Source organism: Bartonella sp. ML69XJBT, from assembly GCF_028618515.1.
Taxonomy (GTDB): domain Bacteria; phylum Pseudomonadota; class Alphaproteobacteria; order Rhizobiales; family Rhizobiaceae; genus Bartonella.
Window position 1 is genome coordinate 1 of sequence record NZ_JAQITB010000008.1, and the last position, 22,204, is coordinate 22,204.

Genomic DNA, 22,204 nt, shown 5'->3' on the forward strand with positions numbered 1-22,204 from the left:
CATCTTCAATTTGATCTTCACGAATATGACGCAAAGGAAAAGTACGAACGCCTGTAAGGATAAGCAAGCGCAAGGCTAGTTGTGTTATAGCTGTTTTTTGACAAAGCGTTTTATAAAAAGCCGGCACATCTTTCCAATCCATGGCTGGTATATTTTGTGTTTTATGGAGTTGTTTACCTAAAAGAGCACGTGCTTTTTCTGTTGCTTGTAAATCAACATCCAACCCTAATGCAGCCGCATGTTTGAGACACATATTGAGACGAATAAGAGCTCTATTAGCTGTTGCTGCTTTTGTATGCCAAATGGGAGCAAGGGTATTGCGTATCTCTATTTGCGTAATCTCTGAAACCGGTAAACAGCCTAATTTTGGTAGAATATAAAGGCGTAAAGGCGAAAACCAATGTCCATTTTTACCATCCCCTTTTAATTCAGCTTTACGGCTTTCAAAAGCATCTAGTGCAATATCTTTTAAATAATGAAGATTGCTTATTGCCTCACGCTTTTGTTTATCGCGTTCTTGAATAGGGTCACGACCCTCATGCAAAACAGAACGCCATTGATTTGCTAATTCACGGGCTTTTTTTAAAGAAACATTTCGCAACGCTCCCAAGCCCATTTCACGGCGGCGCCCATGAAGGGTATAACGATAAATCCATTGAGCACCTCCATCTTTACGCTTATGAAGTAACAAGCCGGCCCCATCATTATATTTGCCAGCCCCCAATGTTGCGACAGATCTTGCATTAAGACGGTTCATAAGAGCCATTTTTAGTCCTTTCTTATACAGTTTTTACCCACACGCCAGCCCCGCTTGTGACATGCAAGCAAGTGATTTTGATTAATGCAACAAAAACAGATTTGAAATGAGAGAATCTTAGGTTATTCGAGGGTCTCATTCAATATGAATAATGCTAAATTATCATTATAAATCAATGCCTTGTATGAAGGAAAATCGAATACCGTCATACTCTTTGCTCTTTTCTAGCTCCCAATATAGCGAAATTTTTGGCAGCTAAAGCGGTTCATAAAAGATATTTTTAGTGCTTTCTTGTGACAATTTTCATTCACATGCCAGTTCCGCTTGTGATGTGTAAGAAGGTGGTTTTGATTGCTTTTATATCAACGGGTTTGAAAGGGGAAAATGACAGTATTCGGGGCTCTCATTCGATATGGTGAAACCATAAACTATCATTATAAATCAGTATATTATACATTTAATAAGGATATTGAATACAGAAATATTTTTTGGCATGTCAGAAGAGGGATCAGATGTGTGAATAGGAAAATGTAGAAGGATATGCCTCTTATGAACTGTCTTCATGCGGATGCAGTAGAATCTTGGATGTGGGGAAAGAGAGTTTGGTTTGTGTGATTTCATAATTTTAAGGATAGCGACGAGAGTTTTTCAGTATACTTTATTTGGCGAAGGTCGTGGGAGAACAAACTGGGAAGAGAGCTTTTGAATAAATTTTTTCATTTTGATTGAATGACTTTTTTATCATTATCCTGCTCGTAAGAGACGTGTAGCATCATCTCGTCCGAAAAGATAAAGCAGCAAACGTAAAGCTTGTCCTCGCTCTGAAGACAGATGAGGATCACGTTGCAGGAATAAACGCGCATCTCTTCTCGCTATTGATAAAAGATCACTATGTACGGAAAGATTTGCTATGTGAAACTCAGGCATACCAGATTGTCGTGTACCTAAAAGTTCTCCTTCTCCTCGCAGGCGCCAGTCTTCTTCAGCGATTTTAAAACCATCTTCGGTACCACGTATAATATTAAGGCGTGTTGCAGCCGTTTTTGTTAAGGGATCTTTGTAGAGCAAAATACAGGAGGATTTTTTTTCTCCCCTTCCGACACGTCCACGCAATTGATGTAGTTGTGAAAGACCAAAATGTTCAGCATGTTCGATGACGATGATTGAAGCATCTGGAATATCTACGCCTACTTCAATGACTGTTGTTGCAACTAAGATATTGATATTTCCGCATTTAAAGGATGTCATGGCTGCTTCTTTTTCATCCGTTGACATTTTGCCGTGGATCATACCAACACGTGTTCCAAATCGCTCTTGGAGAATAGCAAAACGGCTTTCAATAGAAGTAAGCTCTAGAGCGGTTGATTCTTCTACTAAAGGACAAATCCAATAGAGCTTTTCTCCTTTTTCTAGTGCAAGAGTAATTCGTTCTATGAGTTCATCAATACGTTTTAGAGAAAGTGTTGCTGTTGTAATGGGTTGGCGTCCCACTGGCTTTTCTGTGAGCTTTGAAACATCCATATCTCCAAAAGCTGTTAAGACGAGCGTGCGTGGAATTGGGGTAGCAGTCATGACCAGCATATCAGGTTTATGGCCTTTTGCTGTTAAAGCAAGACGTTGCTGTACACCAAAACGGTGTTGTTCATCGATGATGCTCAGGGAAAGATTATGATAGGAAACACTCTCTTGTATGAGGGCATGCGTTCCAATGATAAAAGAAGCTTGGCCTGAGTGAATAGTGTTCAAAATATTTGTGCGGACTTTTCCTTTTTCTCGTCCTGTTAAAAGAACTGTTTGTAAACCAATCTTTTCGGCAAGAGGCGCAATTGTTGCAAAATGTTGTCTTGCAAGAACTTCTGTTGGGGACATTAAAGCTGATTGTCCTGAATTCTCAGCAATTTGTGCCATTGCCATCAGTGCTACGACGGTTTTTCCTGCGCCTACATCTCCTTGAAGTAGCCTTAACATTGGCTCTGCTGAAGCAAGATCATTGGAAATGTCATGTATCGCTTTTGTTTGTCCATTTGTCAGTTGAAAGGGAAGGGATTGCAGCAATTTTTTCGTGTAAATCCCTGTTGATGGTCGAGATGTTCCGACAAGAGACTTGGTTTTCAAACGCACGAGTCCAAGAGCCAGTTGACAGGCGAGTAATTCATCATAGGCAAGGCGTTTGCGTGCTGCACTCTCTAGGGCTAAATCATTGGGATCGATAGGTGTATGAATACGGTGTAAAGCAACAGAAAAAGAGCAAAATTTTTGCTGCTTTTTGATGTTTTCTTCTATCCATTCTGGTAAGAGAGGAAGAGAGTCAAGGGCATGTTGTATGATACGCCTTAGTGTTTTTGCCGATAGTCCAGCGGTAGAAGGGTAAACGGGTTCTATCAGGGGGATTTGATGTGATTGTTCGCTTGCTATGATATAATCGGGATGGATCATTGAAAGTTGTCCGTTAAAACGCTCAACTTTTCCTGATATAATGGCTTTTTTTCCTTCTGGTAGTTGTTTTTTCAACCAAAAAGGCTTGGCATGAAAAAAGACTAAACTCATTTTTCCTGTTGGATCATGTGCAATAACCCGATAGGGTAATCGGTTACGACCCATTGGTGGTGGCTGATGCTGATCAATAACAATTTCGAGTGTAACGGTATCTCCTTCTTGTGCAGCAGCGATGCTGGGACGCATTCTGCGATCTATAACGGAATAAGGCATTAATTGAAGAAGATCAATGAGGCTCGGCTCGTGTTGCGTGGGATTAGTGTTTAAGACTTTTGCTAGTAAGCTATAGACTTTAGGTGTAACCCCAGGAAGGGTACGAATAGAATTAAAAAGGGGAGTAATAAGGCTTGAAAGCATAAGCAAATTTACCTTGCTCTTTTTGTTTTTTCTAGTGCTTTAAAAGAGCTTTTTGGGGATAAGTCATCGAAGAGAAAGGTCGTTTATTTACATTTTGAACTTTAAGCAAAAAACTTTATCTTTGAATATATAAAATAAAAAAATGAGAGTTATTATTCATAATATTCTATCCGATTTTTTCCTTTTTATTTTTGTCTGTTTATTTGCTGTGAATAGAGATATTTTCTTGATGAAAGTCTTTTATAAATAGCAATAAAGTTGCAATATCTTGCTCGTATACAGAGGGATGAACTTATAAATTTAAAGATGAGTAAGTTGGAGTATTCTCTATTATAAAGCAGATAAGGGTGCAATTTGACATTTATTTTAGAGTAGGAAACTGTGAGAGTGATAAAAGATAAAAGTAAAATACGAGATGAAAAAAAATCTCTTCCTCGCTTTATTCATTTGAGAGTGCACTCTGCTTATTCACTTCTTGAAGGGGCTTTGAAAATCCCACAAATTATTCAACATGCCATTTCAGATCATGCTCCAGCGGTTGCTATTACCGATACAAATAATTTATTTGGTGCTTTGGAATTTTCGCAATATTGTTTTTCTCACGGGATACAACCTATTATTGGCTGTCAGCTTGCCGTTGATTTTGCTGATGAAGATGATAATGTGTGTTTTTCTCAAGGGCGTCATCCTACTCATTTCTGCTCTGTTGTTTTGTTAGCGGCTAGCAAGATCGGTTATGCTCATTTAGTTCATCTTGTTAGTCGTGCTTATCTTGATAAGTGCGATAGTGATTCTCCTCATATTAAAATTGATTGGTTGTTGTCGCATAGTGAAGGAATCATTGCTTTAACGGGAGGCAAGGGGGGGCCTATTAATTTCTCTTTGGCAGAAGGGAAAAAAGAACGTGCTGCTGAACGCTTAATTTCTTTAAAAAAAATTTTTGATGATCGTCTTTATGTAGAATTACAGCGGCATGGCTCTTTTGATCAACAAGTAGAAGCTGCATTGATTGAGTTGGCGTATCAATATGAAATTCCTCTTGTTGCAACCAACGAAGCTTTTTTTATGAATAAAGAAGGTTATGAAGCCCATGATGCACTGATGGCCGTTGCAGAAGGACAAATTGTCTCTAATCCAGAGCGTAAACGTGTGACACCAGATCATTATTTGAAATCACAAGATGAAATGGTGGCACTGTTTTCTGATCTTCCAGAAGCTCTGGAGAACAGTGTTGAAATTGCCTTGCGTTGCCATATTGCTACGCCAGTCCGAAAACCTATTTTGCCTCGTTTTATAGAAAAGTCTGTTGATTCAAACTGTACTTTAGAAGTAGAAGATAGTGAATTGTTAAGTCAAGCTAAAGCTGGTTTAAAAATGCGCCTTGAGACAATTGGATTGGCTGAAGGATATACTGTTACAGATTATGAGCAGCGGCTTGATTATGAAGTGTCCATTATTACACGTATGCAATTTTCAGGCTACTTTCTTATCGTTTCAGATTTTATAAAATGGGCAAAAGCGCATGATATTCCTGTTGGTCCAGGGCGTGGTTCTGGTGCTGGTTCACTGGTTGCTTATGCGTTGACTATTACTGATGTTGATCCATTGCGTTTTTCTCTTCTCTTTGAACGCTTTCTTAATCCTGATCGTGTGTCTATGCCGGATTTTGATATCGATTTTTGTCAAGAGCGGCGTGAAGAGGTGATTCAGTATGTTCAAAAAAAATATGGTCGTGATCAAGTTGCGCAAATTATTACCTTTGGTAAATTGCAAGCACGTGCGGTGTTGCGTGATATTGGGCGTGTTTTAGAAGTACCTTATCGTCAGGTGGATTATCTTACAAAACTTGTTCCTGCTACGCCTGGGAGTCAGGTTGAATTGGCTGATGCTATCAAGGATGAACCTAAATTTGAGGAAGAAAAGAAAAAAGATCCCCTCATAGGACGTGCATTAGATATCGCGCTTCAGTTGGAGGGGCTTTATCGTCATGCATCAACCCATGCAGCAGGGATTGTTATCGGTGATCGTCCACTTTTAGAACTTGTTCCAATGTATCGTGATCCTCGTTCCGATATGCCCGTGACACAATTTAACATGAAATATGTTGAACAGGCAGGGCTCGTCAAATTTGATTTCCTTGGATTAAAAACCCTTACTGTTTTGAAAATGGCGGTAGATTTTGTTGCACGAAAGGCTATCAAAATAGATTTGTCGAATATCCCTCTCAATGATGAAGCGACCTATGCTATGATGGCACGTGGTGAAACGGTTGGTGTGTTTCAAGTGGAAAGTGCAGGTATGCGTAAAGCACTGATTGGGATGAGGCCTGATCGTATTGAAGATATTATTGCTCTTGTTGCGCTTTATCGTCCTGGTCCAATGGAGAATATTCCAACCTATAATGCACGCAAACACGGGGAAGAGGAAATTGCTTCCATTCATCCTAAAATAGATCATCTCATTAAAGAAACACAAGGTGTTATTGTCTATCAGGAGCAAGTGATGCAGATTGCTCAGGTGCTTGCTGGTTATTCGCTTGGGGAAGCGGATTTATTACGTCGTGCTATGGGTAAAAAAATTCATAAAGAAATGCAACAACAGCGGACGCGCTTTGTGAATGGAGCTATCGCTGGTGGTGTTGATAAAGATCAAGCTGATATTATTTTTGATCTTTTAGCAAAATTTGCTGATTACGGTTTTAATAAGTCGCATGCCGCTGCTTATGCAATCGTTTCTTATCAGACAGCTTATATGAAAGCGCATCACCCCGTTGAGTTTTTAGCTGCTTCAATGACATATGATATGACAAATACGGATAAGTTAAATGATTTTCGTCGTGAAGCATTAAGGTTGGGTATTAAAGTTATTGCACCTTGTGTGCAAACGTCACATCGTGTTTTTGAAGTTGGTGATAACTGTATCTATTATTCTCTTGCTGCCATTAAAGGTGTAGGCGAAGCGGTTGTTGATCATATTGTTGCTTGTCGGGGAAATAAACCTTTTAAGGATTTGGAAGATTTTTGCGAGCGTATTGATCCGCGTATTGTTAATAAGCGTGCGATGGAAAGTTTGATTTGTGCTGGCGCTTTTGATTGCTTTCATATTGCACGGGAAGTTTTATTGGCAAGTCTTGGAACGCTTCATGCACGTGCGCTTCGTATTCTCGAAAACAATTCTAGTGGACAGATTGATATATTTGGCATTTCGGGTGGATTAAAAGAGCCGTTAATTTTATCGCAAACCTCTCCTTGGTTACCAGATGAAAAACTTCATCGAGAATTCCAAGCAATAGGTTTTTACTTTTCTGCGCATCCTCTAGATGAGTATCAGGCTATTCTTGCTAAAAAACGCGTTCAAACTTGGCTTCATTTTGCCAATGCCGTAAAAGGGGGGGCAACTGCTGCTAGACTTGCTGGAACTGTCGTAGCAAAACAAGTGCGTAAAACAAAGTCTGGTAAAAAAATGGGAATTATTCATTTTTCTGATACGAGTGGACAGTATGAAACAGTTCTCTTTTCTGACGCACTTGCGGATTATGAAGAAATACTAGAGCCTGGGAAATCTTTTATCATCACAGTGAGTGCGGAAAATCGCTCTGAAGGTGTTAGTTTGCGTCTTGAGACGGTCCAATCTTTGGAAAAGGAAGCGTTGCAGAATCATAAAATGATGCGTCTCTTTATAAAGAGCGTTGATATGCTTGCGCAAATTGAGCAAAATTTAAATCCTCATGGGAATGGAGAAGTTGGACTCGTCCTTATTCAGGAGGATGGATTACGGGAGGTCGAAATTGCGCTCCCAAAACGATACAAGGTTAATTCACATATAGCAAGTGCTATGAAATCAATTCAGGGGATTATCGCTGTGGAGTTGACTTAAATCAAGAGTTGTAAGATGAGGACTTATTGTACATTATGTTTGACGTGATTGGTGGTGGGGAATTTTACTTTAAACCAGATTGGAAACTTTGAAAATTCTTGTTTTTATTTTTGATAAATGATGTTGGGTTCCTAGCATCATAAAGTGAATAAAATATTTCTTGTATCTCTCAAGTTATTAAAGGTATTTTATAAGTTCTTATCATATATTTTTATGGCATTCATCGCATCATACATATAAAGCCAATTAAGCTGAGAGATGGTATTCTCTGGTGTACGAATTTTCATAATAAAATTACGTGCAATTGCCATAGGACCCGTTGCGTGATAAACTATTTTATTGAAATCTCCACGTTTTTTTACTGCTCTTATGCGGGTTGTTCGTATTTTTTCATAAAGCGAAAGAGCTTTTTTTAATGACAGATTTTTAAGAGAGAGCGTTTCTGCTAATGTGGCGGCATCTTCTATTGCCATAGCAGCACCTTGTGCGGCAAAGGGAAGAGCTGCATGTGCACTATCACCAACAAAAACTTGTCGCTCTAAGCCTAGAAAACGGTGTTTTTTCATATGAAAGAGGGGCCAATAGGTCCATTCATCAATATGGTCAAAGATTTGCAAAATTTGTCCATGCCAATTTTGAAAAAGAAATTTCAAATGTTCTTTATTTCCTTTATGCGCCCATCCTTCTTTGGGATTGTTTCCATTTGTAATGGCTACAAAATTAAACAGTTTTGCTGATGGTTGAATGGGATAGACAACAAGATGATTTTGAGGTCCCATCCAAGCTATGATTGCTTTCACATTTTGCAATAAAGAGCGAAAGTCTTTAGGAAGATTTTCAATTTCTGTTGTTGCACGCCAAGCAATAAAGCCACTGAAATCTGCTGTTTCATGAAAAGGAGCCAATTTTCGTAATGTGGACCAAACTCCATCGCATCCGATAAGGAGCGATGTTGAATAAAACTGGTATGCTCCTGTCTTATTTGATGTATCTGTTTTGATTGTTTTTATGTTCATGCTGCTTATCGTTTGGGTCGTCGATAGAAAAGATTCGCCTGTTTTGTATTTAATAAAAGGATTTTTCATAACAGCGTTGTGTAAAACTTTTTGTAAGGCGGCACGATGAATCGTAATATAAGGGAATTTCCAGTATTTCTCTGATAAATTGATCAGATCAACACGCAATCGCGTTTTTAAAGAGACTCCATCTCTTAACTCAAGAAAGCGTGGTATTGTACCCATTTCTATGAGCTTATTAAGAATTCCCCAATGAGAAAGTATACAGGTTGCATTTGGAGTAAGCTGAATACCAGCTCCCACAACATCACGCTGTTGACACTTTTCAATAACTATCGTTTCTATTCCTTTATGGGCGAGTGCTAAAGCAGTGCTTAAACCTGCAATTCCACCTCCAATGATGATTGGTGATTGGTCCATAAGCCTCGTCATATTGAAAAAGCAGAAAATGTATTATAATGAATTGCTTGGATGATATAAACATCCTGGTGGATTTGTTTGATTGTATGATAGCGAGGAAATATAACGATAAAGGGTTGAACAATAAGGGCAAATTTTCTCATCAGCCGCTCCCATGTCAATAAAAATATGAGGGTGATCAAAGGGTTGTGTCGCTCCCACACACATAAATTCTTTTACACCAATTTCGATTGTTTTATATCCAAGATCATTTTGGAAATGGGGAATGTTGTGATCAGCCATGGTGTCAAGCTCCGGATAAATTGTTTCATCAGGTATGATTGGGATTTTTTTATTTCATGCATGAGTTTGTAATAAAGCTTATGATAATGCAAGGTGCTTTTTAAAATAAACTCACTATCTTGTATGTTCGTGAGCTCATCACTCTGTTTTTTAGCATTTTACGTACAGGAAGAGTCTCAAATGTTTAAAATATTCAATGGAAATCACATGAGAAAAATAGATCGTTAAACAGTAATATATTATAAAGTGTTCAGTAATATATTTAATTATGAAAATTTTAGAAAGTATAAAGTAAGTTTAGCTAAAGTATATGGGACAGAGGGTGGAAGACCAGATTTCTTTATCGGATATAACAATGAAAAATCCGATGCGGTTTATTAATAGAGAATTTTCATGGTTACAATTTAATACGCGTGTATTGATGGAGGCCACTAATACAAGGCATCCTTTATTAGAACGGCTACAATTTCTTTCCATTTCCGCAGCAAATCTTAATGAGTTTTTTATGGTTCGTGTTGCTGGTCTTGCTGCTCAAATTCGTGCTGGCGTGACAGTGTGCAGTGCAGATGGGCGCACACCGCAGGAACAGCTTGATCTTGTGTTAGCTGAGATTTCACATTTGCAGACTCAGCAATTACGAGAATTACGTGTTTTACGTCATGAATTAAAACAGAATGATATCGAAATTATTTGTCCTGAGGAACTTTCAGGAATTGAAAAATCATGGCTTGAAAAATATTTTCTTGACATAATTTTTCCTGTTCTTGAACCTTTGTTTGTTGATTCTGTTCACTCTTTTCCGTTTATTCCTAATTTAGGGCTTTCTCTTGCTTTGCAATTGTCTGGGGGGGCTGCTCAACAGGCAATTATAGCGTTGTTACCACTGCCAATGGCTTTAAGGCGTTTTATTCTTCTCCCTCAAAAAGACAGTCATTTTCGTTTTATTGTCTGTGAAGATGTTCTTCGTCTTTTCATAAATTATGTATTTCCTGATCATAAAGTGGACGGAATTGGTATATTTAAAGTGATTCGCGATAGTGATATTGAAGTAGAAGAAAAGGCTGAAGATCTTGTTCATTTTTTTGAAACTGCTCTTAAAAGGCGCCGTCGTGGGCAGGTTATTCGAATTGAATTTGATACGAAAACACCAAAGAATTTACGCCAGTTTATAAGCCGTGCTCTTGCTGTTCCTGATAATTGGATCAGTGTTCTTGATGGATTTTTGGCGCTTAATATGGTTTCAGAGATTGTTTCTATTCCACGTAATGACCTAAAATTTATTCCTTATCATTCTCGTTTCCCTGAATGTATTCGTAAGCATAAGGGTGACTGTTTTGCAGCTATTCGTGAAAGTGATATCGTACTTCATCATCCTTATGAATCCTTTGATGTTGTTGTACAATTTTTACATCAAGCCGCTTACGATCCTGATGTTGTGGAAATCAAACAGACTCTTTATCGTACATCGAATGATAGCCCAATTGTCAGTGCTTTAATTAAGGCTGCTGAACAGGGGAAATCAGTGACTGCTTTGGTAGAACTTAAAGCACGTTTTGATGAGGAAGCGAATATTCGTTGGGCGCGTGATCTTGAGCGCGCAGGTGTACAAGTTGTTTTTGGTTTTATTGCCTTGAAAACACATGCTAAAATGTCACTGATAACGAGGCGTGAAGATAAACGTCTTTGCTCTTACGTTCATCTTGGTACGGGAAATTATCATCCTATTAATGCTAAAGTTTATACCGATCTTTCTTTTTTTACCAAAGATGATGATACTGCACGTGATGTTGCGTTATTGTTTCATTATATTGCTCAGTATGAGCGCCCAAATGAGGTTATGAAGATTGCTTTTTCACCCTTAACATTGCGCAATCGTATTTTGGAGCATATTGAAGGGGAAATTACTCATGCGCGGCAGGGGCGGTTTGCTGCTATTTGGATGAAAGTCAATGCATTGGTTGACCCGGAAATTATCGATGCTTTATATCGTGCTAGTCAAGCGGGTGTACAGATCGATTTGGTGGTGCGTGGTATATGTTGTTTGCGTCCTAGTATTCCAGGAATTTCAGATAATATTCGTGCAAAGTCAATTGTAGGGCGCTTTCTTGAACATAGTCGTATTTTTTGTTTTGGTAATGGTGAAGATTTACCCAATGAGAACGCACTTGTTTATTTAGGATCTGCTGATATGATGCCTCGTAATCTGGATTATCGTATTGAAATATTGGTTCCAGTTTTCAATAAAACGGTTCGTAAGCAAATTCTTTTACAAATTATGTTAGCTAATATTATTGATAATCAACAAAGTTTTGATATACTCTATAATGGAAAATCAAGGCGTATAATACCGCAAAGAGGTGAAAGTCCGTTTAATGCACAGGAGTATTTTATGGCCAATGCAGGTTCTGCGGGCTGGAAAAGTTCTTTTGAGTCTTCTGCTTCATCTTTGATGGCGTTGCATCGGCAACAAGCCGAAATACATAAAGACTGAAATCCAATGACATATATAAATGCTCAGGGACGGTTAAAAGGATGTAAACCTGTTGCTGTTATCGATATTGGCTCAAATTCTGTTCGACTCGTTATTTATGAGGGTCTTGTTCGTTCGCCAACGGTTTTATTTAATGAAAAAGTTCTCTGTGGTCTTGGGCAAGGTGTTGCAAAAACTGGATTTTTAGAAGAAAATTCCATAAAAATGGCGTTGCAAACACTGAAACGTTTTCGTGCGCTTTGTCAACAGATTGGAGCAGATGAGGTCTATACACTCGCAACAGCAGCAGCGCGAGAAGCAAAAAACGGATCAGTCTTTATTCAAAATGCTGAAGATATCTTGCAAAATAAAATATATCTTCTTTCAGGAAGTGAAGAAGCTGTTTATTCAGCATATGGGGTGATTTCTACTTTTTACAAACCTAAGGGTATTTCTGGAGATCTTGGTGGTGGAAGTTTGGAGCTTATTGATATTGATGACTCTGAGGTAGGAGAGGGCGTAACACTGCCCTTAGGTGGTTTACGCCTACAGTATATGTCTAATAATGATATTGCTGTTGCTGCAAAAATTGCCCATGAGCAGTTTGGTAAATCTGCTGTCGTTTGTAAAGGCAGGGCACGTTGTTTTTATGCTGTTGGAGGGACTTGGCGTAATTTGGCAAAGCTCCATATGGCAACCAAACATTATCGGTTGCCTGTTATGCATGGCTATGAAGTTGATGCAGCTGAAATGGAAGATTTTCTACGTTTTGTTGTGCGTGGCAGCATTGATAATATGCAAGGAATTACAGCTGTTTCAAAAAATCGTCGTCAGCTTTTATCTTATGGGGCGATCATTCTTGTTGAACTTATTCAATGTATGGGGGTAAAAAAAATAGTTTTTTCTGGAGCTGGTGTTCGTGAAGGCTTTCTTTATTCACGATTGCCACAAAAAATTCGTGCTTCAGATCCGCTCATTGCAGCATGCACGGAAATGGCTATTTTACGGGCTCGTTCACCAAAGCAGGCAGAAGAACTCATTGATTTTACGACAAGCGCTTTTAAAGCTTTTGGGATTCTCGAGACTGAAAATGAATGCCGTTATCGCAAGGCTGCGTGTCTTCTTGCGGATATTGGTTGGCGTATCCATCCAGATTATAGGGGTAATGAGGCGGCCAATCGAATAGCACTAGGATCATATCCGGGGATTTCTCATGAGGGGCGTGCTTATGCTGCGCTCGCTGTTTTTTTTCGCAATACAGGTTCATTAATTGATGAGGAATCCCTTCCTATTTTTCAACTTGCAACTAAAAATCTCGTTGATAAAGCAAGAATTCTTGGTGAAATTATGCGGATTGCTTATCTTTTTAGTGCGTCTACTGCAGGAATTTTACCTCATTTATCGTGGCAAAAAAAGACAGATCACGTTGTTTTATATATTCCCAGGCGTTATGCTGATTTATTAGGAGAACGTCCTTTCAATCATTTAAAGAAGTTATCAAAAATAATAAACCAGCCTCTTTGTTTTGAAACATTCTGATTCTTTTCTATTATTTGTAGAAATTCATTGCTCTATTATTACTTATGAGGGGGCTATGCAAATTTATTTTTTGTTGTTGTGTCACGGTTGCTATAGGATATTCATAATATGAGGATATGAGATATTATGCTTCCACATTTTTTTGCGCTAAACTCATATTTCCGCAAACGAATCCGCTATTATTAGAGGAAAGTTTTTCCGTTATTCGATTAGGGGGCTTGTTTTTTCATCGTCATTTTGAGCAAGCATTGATCAAATTTAAGTTTTTAAATTATAAGTTTTTTTACCGTATTTGTATTGGTCATAAAGCACATTCTAAATTGACGCGGGAATATGGATAATGAGGCAGATTTTTCCGGAATAAAAGTACTTAAAATTTATTTAGAGCTTTTATTTTTTCAAATACAATTTGCTTAGCGGAGTGAGATTACACAATTCCTCTTTTTTGATTCTCACTTCATGTATTATACTCAAAATAAATATACTCTTTTCAAAAATTTTATTGCACCCATTTTAGAATGCAAATGGTGAAAAATCTTTTGTAAATTAGAGTTGTTTGATGTTTATTTTTCCACTGTCAAAATAAAATCCTATCTGGCCTTTTAGCATTTGTTCGGCTTTTTTACCAAATATTTCATAGCGCCAACCATTCATAGCGGGAATATTTTTCTTGATACATCCATTAGCGATTTTTTCTAAATCATTGGTAGTGGCAATAACTTTGGGTGCAATGTCATTTTCGTTGGCAACGTGCTTTAATAACACTTTAAGAAGGTCGATAACGGCAGTTGATGTCTCATTGAGTGGATTATATTTAGGAAGGGGAGGTAAAGTCGCAAGATCAACTTCTAAGCCTTCATTTACAGCTTGTATGAGTGTTTGTGCGATTGAAAATTTATCCCAGTTTTTGTTCAGACTGCGCAAGCGTTTCAGGGCAGTTTCATCTGTTGGCTGTTGAATTGCTATTTCAATTAAGCACTCATCTTTCATGATATGACGGCGTGGAATATTATATTTGCGTGCTTTACGTTCACGCCAAGCAGCTATTTTTTGTAATACGGCAAGTTCACGTGTTTTTTTGATTTTGCCTTTTACTTTTTTCCATGCCTCATCTTCTGGCATATCATAGGTTTTAGGTGCTAAAAGGATTGCTATTTCATCATCCATCCAGTGGGTGCGTTTGTTTTTTTCTAGCTGTTTTTTTAATAAGAGATAAACATCTCTAAGATAGGTGACATCGGCAAGTGCATAGAGCAGCTGTTTTTCCGAAAGAGGGCGGTAGCTCCAGTCTGTAAAACGAGATGATTTATCAATGTGATGCCCAGTGCAACGTTGTACAATCTGGTCATAGGAGATAGAATCACCAAAACCACAAATTGATCCTGCTATTTGTGTATCAAAGAGAGGGGAGGGAATGATGCCTCCAAGATGATAAATGGTCTCAATGTCTTGACGTGCTGCATGAAACACTTTAACAATTTTTTTATCCTTCATGAGATCAAAAAATGGTTGTAAATCAATATCTTGTGACATTGGATCAATGAGAGCTGTTGTGTCTGGTGAGGCAAGCTGAATGAGACACAGTTGGGGCCAAAAAGTTGTTTCACGAATAAATTCAGTGTCGACTGTTACAAAATCTGAGGTACGCAGAATAGAAAGTGCAATTTCAAGATCTTTGGTTTGTGTAATAAGATTCATCATCACTCTATTATAACGAGAGAAATTAAATTTGTCTTTTCTTGACTTTTTTTTTGAGTCTTTATCCTCATATCTTGACAAATGGTTATGAAAAGGACTTTGTAGCCCATGTGAAAATTATATCAAAGGCAAAAAACTATGCACCGTTATCGCAGTCATAATTGCGCTGCTCTTCGTAAATGTGATGTAGGGACAAAGGTTCGTCTTTCGGGATGGGTTCATCGTGTTCGTGATCATGGCGGAATCCTTTTTGTAGATTTACGTGATCATTTTGGAATCACGCAGATTGTTGCTGATCCTGCTTCGCCAGCTTTTAAAATTATTGAGAGCGTACGTTCTGAATGGGTCATTCGTGTAGATGGGGAAGTATGTGCACGTGCTGATGAGGTCGTTAATACATCTCTTCCAACAGGCGAAATTGAAATTTTTGCCAAAGAGGTTGAAATTCTTTCAAAGTCTGATGAGCTTCCTTTACCTGTTTTTGGCGAACCTGATTATCCAGAAGATATCCGCTTGAAGTATCGTTTTCTTGATTTACGTCGTGAAACTATGCACAAAAATATTATGCGTCGCACTGAAATTATTGCTGCTATTAGACGCTCTATGCAAGAGACTGGTTTTACAGAATTTACAACACCGCTTTTGACGGCTTCATCACCGGAAGGAGCACGTGATTTTTTGGTGCCAAGTCGTATTCATCAGGGAAAGTTTTATGCATTGCCACAAGCTCCTCAACAATACAAACAATTGTTGATGATGTCGGGTTTTGATCGTTATTTTCAAATTGCTCCCTGTTTTAGAGATGAAGATCCCCGTGCTGATCGTCTTCCTGGAGAATTTTATCAATTAGATCTTGAAATGAGTTTTGTTGAACAAGAGGATATTTTTGTAACAATGGAACCTATTATGCGCTCTCTTTTTGAAGAGTTTGCAGATGGAAAGTCTGTAACACAAAACTTTCCTCGTATTTCTTATGATGAAGCAATGCGAAAATATGGTTCGGATAAGCCTGATTTACGTAATCCGATTATTATGGAGGATGTCTCACAGCATTTTTATGATTCTGGCTTTAAAGTTTTTGCGCATATTTTAGCAAATGATAAAAATGCACGAGTGTGGGCTATTCCAGCTAAAACGGGTGGAAGTCGTGCTTTTTGTGATCGTATGAATGGCTGGGCACAAGGTGAGGGACAGCCTGGGCTTGGTTATATTTTCTGGCGTGAAGAGCAAGGAAAGTTTGAAGGGGCTGGTCCTATTGCCAAAAATATTGGCGAGCAAAGAACTGAAGCACTTCGTATGCAGCTTGGACTTGAAAGTGGTGATGCCTGTTTTTTTGTGGCAGGAGATCCCAAGAAATTTGCATCTTTTGCCGGTGCAGCACGCACAAGAGTAGGGGAAGAATTAGATCTTGTTGATCTAGATTCTTTCTCTTTAGCATGGATTGTTGATTTTCCATTTTTTGAATGGAATGAAGATGAGAAAAAGCTTGATTTTGCACATAATCCTTTTTCTATGCCGCAAGGAGGAGAGAATGCTCTTGACTGTCAAGATCCTCTCACGCTTAAAGCATTTCAGTATGATCTTGTTTGTAATGGTTATGAGATTGCATCGGGTGGAATTCGTAATCATTCACCAGAAATGATGCTTAAAGTTTTTAATCTTGTTGGTCTTTCCAAAGAGGTGGTAGAAGATCGTTTTGGTGCTCTTTATCGTGCATTTCATTATGGAGCTCCACCACATGGTGGTATGGCGGCTGGTATTGATCGTATTATTATGCTTTTACAAGGCGTTAAAAATTTACGTGAGGTTGCTTTATTTCCTATGAATCAACAAGCGTTTGATCTTTTGATGGGGGCGCCGTCTGATGTTTCTTCTGCACAATTACGTGATTTAGGGATACGAATGGCTCCTGTTAACAAAAATAGTTAATGAATTGGTTTTGGGTTTTTAGCAGTTTTCTCTCTACAGTGAAGTTTTAAGATTTTTAGTTCATGTGTATATGTTGTTTATAAAGCTTAGGTTTATACTGCATTTGCATTTTTTTACATTGTAGAAAAGGGCAGTTATTTTAGTGTTTAATAAGCATAATGCGATGCTATTAAGCATCGCATTATGCTTAAAATTCCGTACAGTCCGTAATAGAAACGAGATATTATTTTTGTCCGATTGTTTTCCAAAACAGTATTATTTGAGATCACGATATAAGGTAGCTAATGCTTTATACATTGAGTTTCTTTGTTAGCAATAGAGATAAATATTCAAGGTGGGGTTTGCTCTTAGAGTCTATGAAGAGAATTGCATGGAGGACAGCCAAGGGAAATTTGCTAAAAAAGCAGAATTGTTGACCAAAACGGTGTGCATAGTAATCTTTGTTTTTAGAGCAGTAAGAGGTCAAGCATATTCAATAGCTATAATGTTTTAGAGCTTAGTAACAAGCCGGTACTATCGCTGTTTCCTAGAGATTTCCAATATTGCGACAGCTCTTGTCCCTGAGAGGGTTTATAAGAGGCATTTTTTTACAATTTTTATCCACATGCTCATCCCACGTGTCATTTGCAAAAGGATGTTTTTATTGATTCATCTTGAATAGATTTTAAATGAGAAAATCTTACTATATTTTGATTTTCTTATTTTGTTATCAAAACAGTGAATTATCATTATAAATTAATGCGTTGTAGGTATTGTTAGACTTTCAGAAAAAATTAGGCTGAATGTATTCAGGATTTCTGTATGGCTTTTTAGACAAAGTTTAGAGTATGCATATAACTTTTTCAATTTGATATAATTTTCTGTTCATGTTTTAATCGTCCTGTTTATTTTTATATAGTCGATTTTCAATAACAATAGTCGGCTCATAAAAGATTACACTCAAAATCTTATGGAATAATTGCTCATTATTTTGGGAATTGTTGTCCTTATATTATGTCTGATAAAATGAATTTACCTTTTGATAAAGAACATATTGAACCAATAGAATTACGTTCTGCTTTACAAGAGCGTTATTTAGCTTATGCGCTTTCTACTATTATGCACCGCGCGTTACCTGATGTCCGTGATGGTTTAAAACCGGTGCATCGGCGAATTGTCCATGCTATGCGTTTACTCAAGCTTAATCCAGGGCAGTCTTATGCTAAATGTGCACGGATTGTTGGTGATGTGATGGGAAAATTTCACCCCCATGGTGATGCCTCTATTTATGATGCATTGGTGCGTTTGGCTCAGAGTTTTGCTGTTCGTTATCCATTGGTGGATGGACAAGGCAATTTTGGTAATATTGATGGTGATAATGCTGCTGCTATGCGTTATACGGAAGCGCGTATGACTGAAGTGGCTGCGTTGCTGCTTGAGGGGATTAATGAAAATGCTATTGATTTTCGTTTAACCTATAATGAAGAAGATGAAGAACCAGTTGTTTTACCTGGAGCTTTTCCTAATCTTTTAGCAAATGGTTCATCAGGCATTGCTGTTGGTATGGCAACATCTATTCCACCCCATAATGTTGCTGAGCTTTGTGATGCAGCCCTCCATTTGATTGCATATCCCGATGTAAATGATGAGGAATTAAATCGCTTTGTTCTTGGTCCTGATTTTCCAACAGGTGGTATTTTAGTTGAGCCTAAAAAGAGTATTGAGGAATCTTATCGTGTTGGACGTGGATTTTTTCGCTTGCGTTCACGTTGGCATCAGGAAACTGGCAGTCGTGGTTCTTATGTGATTGTTGTGACCGAAATTCCCTACCAAGTTCAAAAGTCACGCCTTATTGAAAAAACAGCAGAATTGCTCCTTGCACGACGCTTACCAATGCTTGAAGATATTCAAGATGAATCGGCAGAAGATATCCGCATAGTGCTTATTCCTAAAAATCGTACTGTTGATCCTGAACTCCTTATGGAGTCTCTTTTCAAATTGACTGATTTTGAAGTAAGATTTCCTCTTAATTTGAATGTTTTATCTTCTGGAAAAATACCCAATGTTCTTTCTCTGCGTGAAAGTTTACAGCAATGGCTCCAACATCGCCAAGAAGTGCTTGTTCGCCGTTCTCATTATAGGCTTGATCAAATTGATTGCCGATTAGAAATTCTTCATGGATATCTCATCGCATATTTAAATCTTGATGAGGTGATTCAGATTATTCGTGAAGAGGATGAACCAAAAAAGAAGTTCATCGACCGTTTTCAATTAACAGAAAATCAAGCTGAGGCTATTCTTAATATGCGTTTGCGTTCTTTACGTAAGCTTGAAGAATTTGAAATTCGTAAGGAATTTGAAAATTTGCGTGCTGAAAAAGAAAAACTGCAGAATTTGTTAGCCTCTCGTGTAAAGCAGTGGAAAGTGATTTCAGAGGAAATCATAAAGGTTCGTAAAATTTTTGGTCCTGATACTCTTTTGGGAAAAAGACGTACGACATTTGAGGAGGCACCAAAGCATGATATTGATGATATTCACCAAGCGATGATCGAAAAAGAACCAGTTACGATTGTAATTTCTGAGAAGGGCTGGATGCGTGCTTTAAAAGGACATTTAAGTGATTATAATGCGCTTTCATTCAAAGAAGGGGATTGTTTGAAGTTAGCTTTTCCAGCATTCACTACAGATAAAATTATTGTAGTAAGTACGGGGGGAAAGTTTTTTGCTATTGCTGCAAATACTTTACCTGGAGGAAGGGGGCATGGTGAACCCATTCGCCTTTTAGTTGATATGGATGATGAGCACGATGTTTTGACAGCTTTTGTCTATCATGCACAGGATAAATTGCTTTTAATTTCATCTCATGGAAATGGTTTTATTGTATCTGCAACCGAAGTGATTGCTAATACACGAAAAGGCAAGCAAATTATGAATGCAAGGGCTTCTGATAAAGTAAGGCTTTGTATTCCAGTAAAAGGTGATCATGTTGCAATAGTTGGTGAAAACCGTAAAATGCTTATTTTTGCCATTGAACAAATACCAGAAATGAGTCGTGGTAAAGGTGTTCGTCTGCAACGTTACAAAGAGGGCGGTATTGTTGATGCCAAAACCTTTCATTTATCAGAAGGGCTAAGTTGGCAAGATACAGCTGAGCGCTGTTTTAACCGTCAAGCTGATGACCTTATTGAGTGGATGGGAATGCGTGCTGGAGTGGGGCGTTTGGTTCCCAAAGGATTTCCAAAATCAGGAAAATTTACGAATTGAATTGTTGATCTGATTTATAAATTATAGACCGTTAAAAAGAACAACTGTATGATTTTCTTTGAGTAAGAGTATTGTGAACCTTTTTTTGAGTTGCTTCTATTCGTTAGGATTATGGTGATATTGCCTAAAAAGATATCCACGTTCAGCCCATAGAACAAGAAATATGGCGATGATGCTGAGAAAGAAAAATGCTGCTGAATTGGGTATTGTTGTTTCATCAAATTGTTGTGCAATAAAAAAGCCAAGACTGGTGGCGATAGATGTCTGAAGAAAACCAGATACGGAAGATGCTGTCCCAGCAATTTCCCCTACAGATTCGAGAGCAAGTGTATTGAAATTAGCCATAATGCCGCCACAGGCAAACATCAATATACAAAACAGCAGCATGTAAAAAGGAAAAGGGATAACACCATCTGTTAAGAGTGAGCCAATAAACCAAATACATGAGGTGATACAAAAGAGCAAAAGCATGGTGTGTGCGATACGTCGCATGCCAAGACGTCCAACCAATTGAGAATTAAAGAATGATGATAGAGCTTGAAAAGCCGCACCAACAGCAAAGGCAATTGGAAACCAGAGTCCTAGATTGTAAATTCCTTCATATGTTTGCTGCGATGTATTAACAGCGGTAAAAATACAACCTAAAACAATAGAAGTTGCTAGTGTGTAGCAAAGTGTGGTGCGATTGGTTATGACGACCCATAAGTTATGTTTGACCGAAGAAAAAGAAAGAGAACGTTGTCTATAAAGAGTTTCAGGCAAGCGTAGTTGAATCCAAATCATCAGTCCAAAACCAATAATTGCCATAAAGATAAAGATAATTTGCCAGTTTCCAAACAATAAAATGAATTGTCCTGTTGCTGGTCCAATCATGGGTGCAATAAGAAAAACCATCATAACGATAGACATAACTTCTGCCATTTTTCGACCACTGTAAAGATCGCGTACAACAGAAACAGTAAGGACGCGCATAGCAGCACCTCCTATACCTTGCAAGATACGTAAAATAAGCAATAGAGAAAAGTTGGATACAAAAGCACAACCAATCGCTGTAACGGCATAAAATGCAAGACCAAGGAGAATAAGTTTACGACGTCCATAACGATCACTTATCGGACCAAAAAATATTTGTGTGATGCCATAACTTATAAGATAACTAGAAATGATATAATGTTGATCATTTTCATTGAGAACATGTAAGCTGTTCAAAATATCAGGCATGGCTGGAAGCATAATGTCAACAGCTATAGAATTGATAGCCATGAGTGCTCCAATAAGAAGAACAAATTCTTTATAGCCAATTCTTTTTCTAATCGCATCACGGTGCGTTTGTTCGTCAATTAAATATGACATAAGGCATCCTTGAAATAACAATTTCTACCGACCACAGCTCTTTTTAAGAGGCTGAAAAATGAAAGATACCTATGATTTATTACAAGGAATATTTTTCTCTTTTAACAGTTCTTGCAATTCATTATTTTGAAACATTTCTTTCACAATATCACAACCACCAACAAACTCACCTTTGATATAGAGTTGTGGAATTGTTGGCCAATTTGAGTAGTCTTTAATTCCTTGACGCAATTCATGAGAAGTTAAGATATTGATCCCTTTATAATCTAATCCTAAATAATCAAGGATTTGAACAACCTGTCCTGAGAATCCGCATTGCGGAGCATTGGGGGTTCCCTTCATGAATAAAACGACGTCATTTTCTTTAATTTCGTTGTCAATAAAATCATGAACAGTGCTCATCTTTATTCCTCAATATTGCAGATTTTGTAAATGTATGTTGTACATTCATGATATTTTCTACTCGTATTGAGTGAATGAATGCAAGAAGAATTTTTAAAATCATTTGGGAATATTCGTTTGCAGCATTAACGCATGAAGATCATTTCCCATATTGCCTTTAAGAGCATCATAGACCATTTTATGTTGCTGGACACGGCTTTTCCCGCGAAAACTTTCAGAAGTCACCTCAGCAGCGTAATGCTCTCCATCGCCAGCCAGATCACGAATTATCACAGTTGCATCGGGAATACCTTCGCGAATAAGTGTTTCAATCGCATGGGCACTCATTGCCATGATTATTCTCCTTTATTTATTCTTTGTCAGAAT

The 22,204-nt window shown here is 38.0% G+C and carries 13 protein-coding genes; 5 read left to right on the forward strand and 8 right to left on the reverse strand.

Annotated features, from left to right (window positions below; all coding sequences use genetic code 11):
- A partial coding sequence (locus PVV68_RS04010) for an integrase family protein (protein WP_273782676.1) occupies positions 1–766 on the reverse strand: 766 nt, incomplete at its 3' end.
- Between the two features lie 735 nt (positions 767–1,501).
- On the reverse strand, positions 1,502–3,610 hold the full coding sequence (gene recG, locus PVV68_RS04015; protein ID WP_273720667.1) for an ATP-dependent DNA helicase RecG: 2,109 nt from the start codon (positions 3,608–3,610) through the stop codon (positions 1,502–1,504).
- A gap of 387 nt (positions 3,611–3,997) precedes the next feature.
- Between recG and dnaE the strand changes: the two genes are divergently transcribed.
- Positions 3,998–7,486 (forward strand): DNA polymerase III subunit alpha, encoded by a 3,489-nt coding sequence (dnaE, locus tag PVV68_RS04020; RefSeq protein WP_273720668.1) that lies wholly within the window; start codon positions 3,998–4,000, stop codon positions 7,484–7,486.
- A gap of 188 nt (positions 7,487–7,674) precedes the next feature.
- On the opposite strand, the gene PVV68_RS04025 is transcribed toward dnaE, so the two are convergent.
- Both PVV68_RS04025 and PVV68_RS04030 read right to left on the reverse strand, forming a co-directional pair.
- On the reverse strand, positions 7,675–8,922 hold the full coding sequence (locus tag PVV68_RS04025) for an FAD-binding protein (RefSeq protein ID WP_273720669.1): 1,248 nt from the start codon (positions 8,920–8,922) through the stop codon (positions 7,675–7,677).
- Positions 8,923–8,955: 33 nt separating this feature from the next.
- A complete protein-coding gene (locus tag PVV68_RS04030; protein ID WP_273720670.1) occupies positions 8,956–9,204 on the reverse strand; it encodes a zinc-finger domain-containing protein in 249 nt (82 codons plus the stop codon).
- Between the two features lie 310 nt (positions 9,205–9,514).
- On the opposite strand from PVV68_RS04030, the gene PVV68_RS04035 reads away from it, so the two are divergent.
- Both PVV68_RS04035 and ppx read left to right on the forward strand, forming a co-directional pair.
- On the forward strand, positions 9,515–11,695 hold the full coding sequence (locus PVV68_RS04035) for an RNA degradosome polyphosphate kinase (RefSeq protein WP_273720671.1): 2,181 nt from the start codon (positions 9,515–9,517) through the stop codon (positions 11,693–11,695).
- Positions 11,696–11,701: 6 nt separating this feature from the next.
- Positions 11,702–13,213 (forward strand): exopolyphosphatase, encoded by a 1,512-nt coding sequence (ppx, locus tag PVV68_RS04040; protein WP_273720672.1) that lies wholly within the window; start codon positions 11,702–11,704, stop codon positions 13,211–13,213.
- A gap of 546 nt (positions 13,214–13,759) precedes the next feature.
- Here ppx and rnd read toward each other — a convergent pair.
- Complete coding sequence (rnd, locus tag PVV68_RS04045) at positions 13,760–14,914, reverse strand: ribonuclease D (protein ID WP_273720673.1); 1,155 nt, start codon at positions 14,912–14,914, stop codon at positions 13,760–13,762.
- Between the two features lie 135 nt (positions 14,915–15,049).
- Here rnd and aspS point away from each other — a divergent pair, with 135 nt between their 5' ends.
- Entirely contained in the window at positions 15,050–16,840 is a 1,791-nt protein-coding gene (gene aspS / locus PVV68_RS04050) for an aspartate--tRNA ligase (RefSeq protein WP_273720674.1), read from the forward strand.
- 993 nt (positions 16,841–17,833) lie between these two features.
- Entirely contained in the window at positions 17,834–20,083 is a 2,250-nt protein-coding gene (parC, locus tag PVV68_RS04055) for a DNA topoisomerase IV subunit A (protein WP_273720675.1), read from the forward strand.
- A gap of 96 nt (positions 20,084–20,179) precedes the next feature.
- On the opposite strand, the gene PVV68_RS04060 is transcribed toward parC, so the two are convergent.
- From PVV68_RS04060 to PVV68_RS04070, 3 genes are all read right to left on the reverse strand, one after another.
- Complete coding sequence (locus tag PVV68_RS04060; protein ID WP_273720676.1) at positions 20,180–21,436, reverse strand: multidrug effflux MFS transporter; 1,257 nt, start codon at positions 21,434–21,436, stop codon at positions 20,180–20,182.
- A 69-nt stretch (positions 21,437–21,505) separates the two neighbouring features.
- Complete coding sequence (grxD, locus tag PVV68_RS04065) at positions 21,506–21,838, reverse strand: Grx4 family monothiol glutaredoxin (RefSeq protein ID WP_273720677.1); 333 nt, start codon at positions 21,836–21,838, stop codon at positions 21,506–21,508.
- 99 nt (positions 21,839–21,937) lie between these two features.
- Complete coding sequence (locus tag PVV68_RS04070; RefSeq protein ID WP_273720678.1) at positions 21,938–22,171, reverse strand: BolA family transcriptional regulator; 234 nt, start codon at positions 22,169–22,171, stop codon at positions 21,938–21,940.
- Positions 22,172–22,204 lie beyond the last annotated feature (33 nt).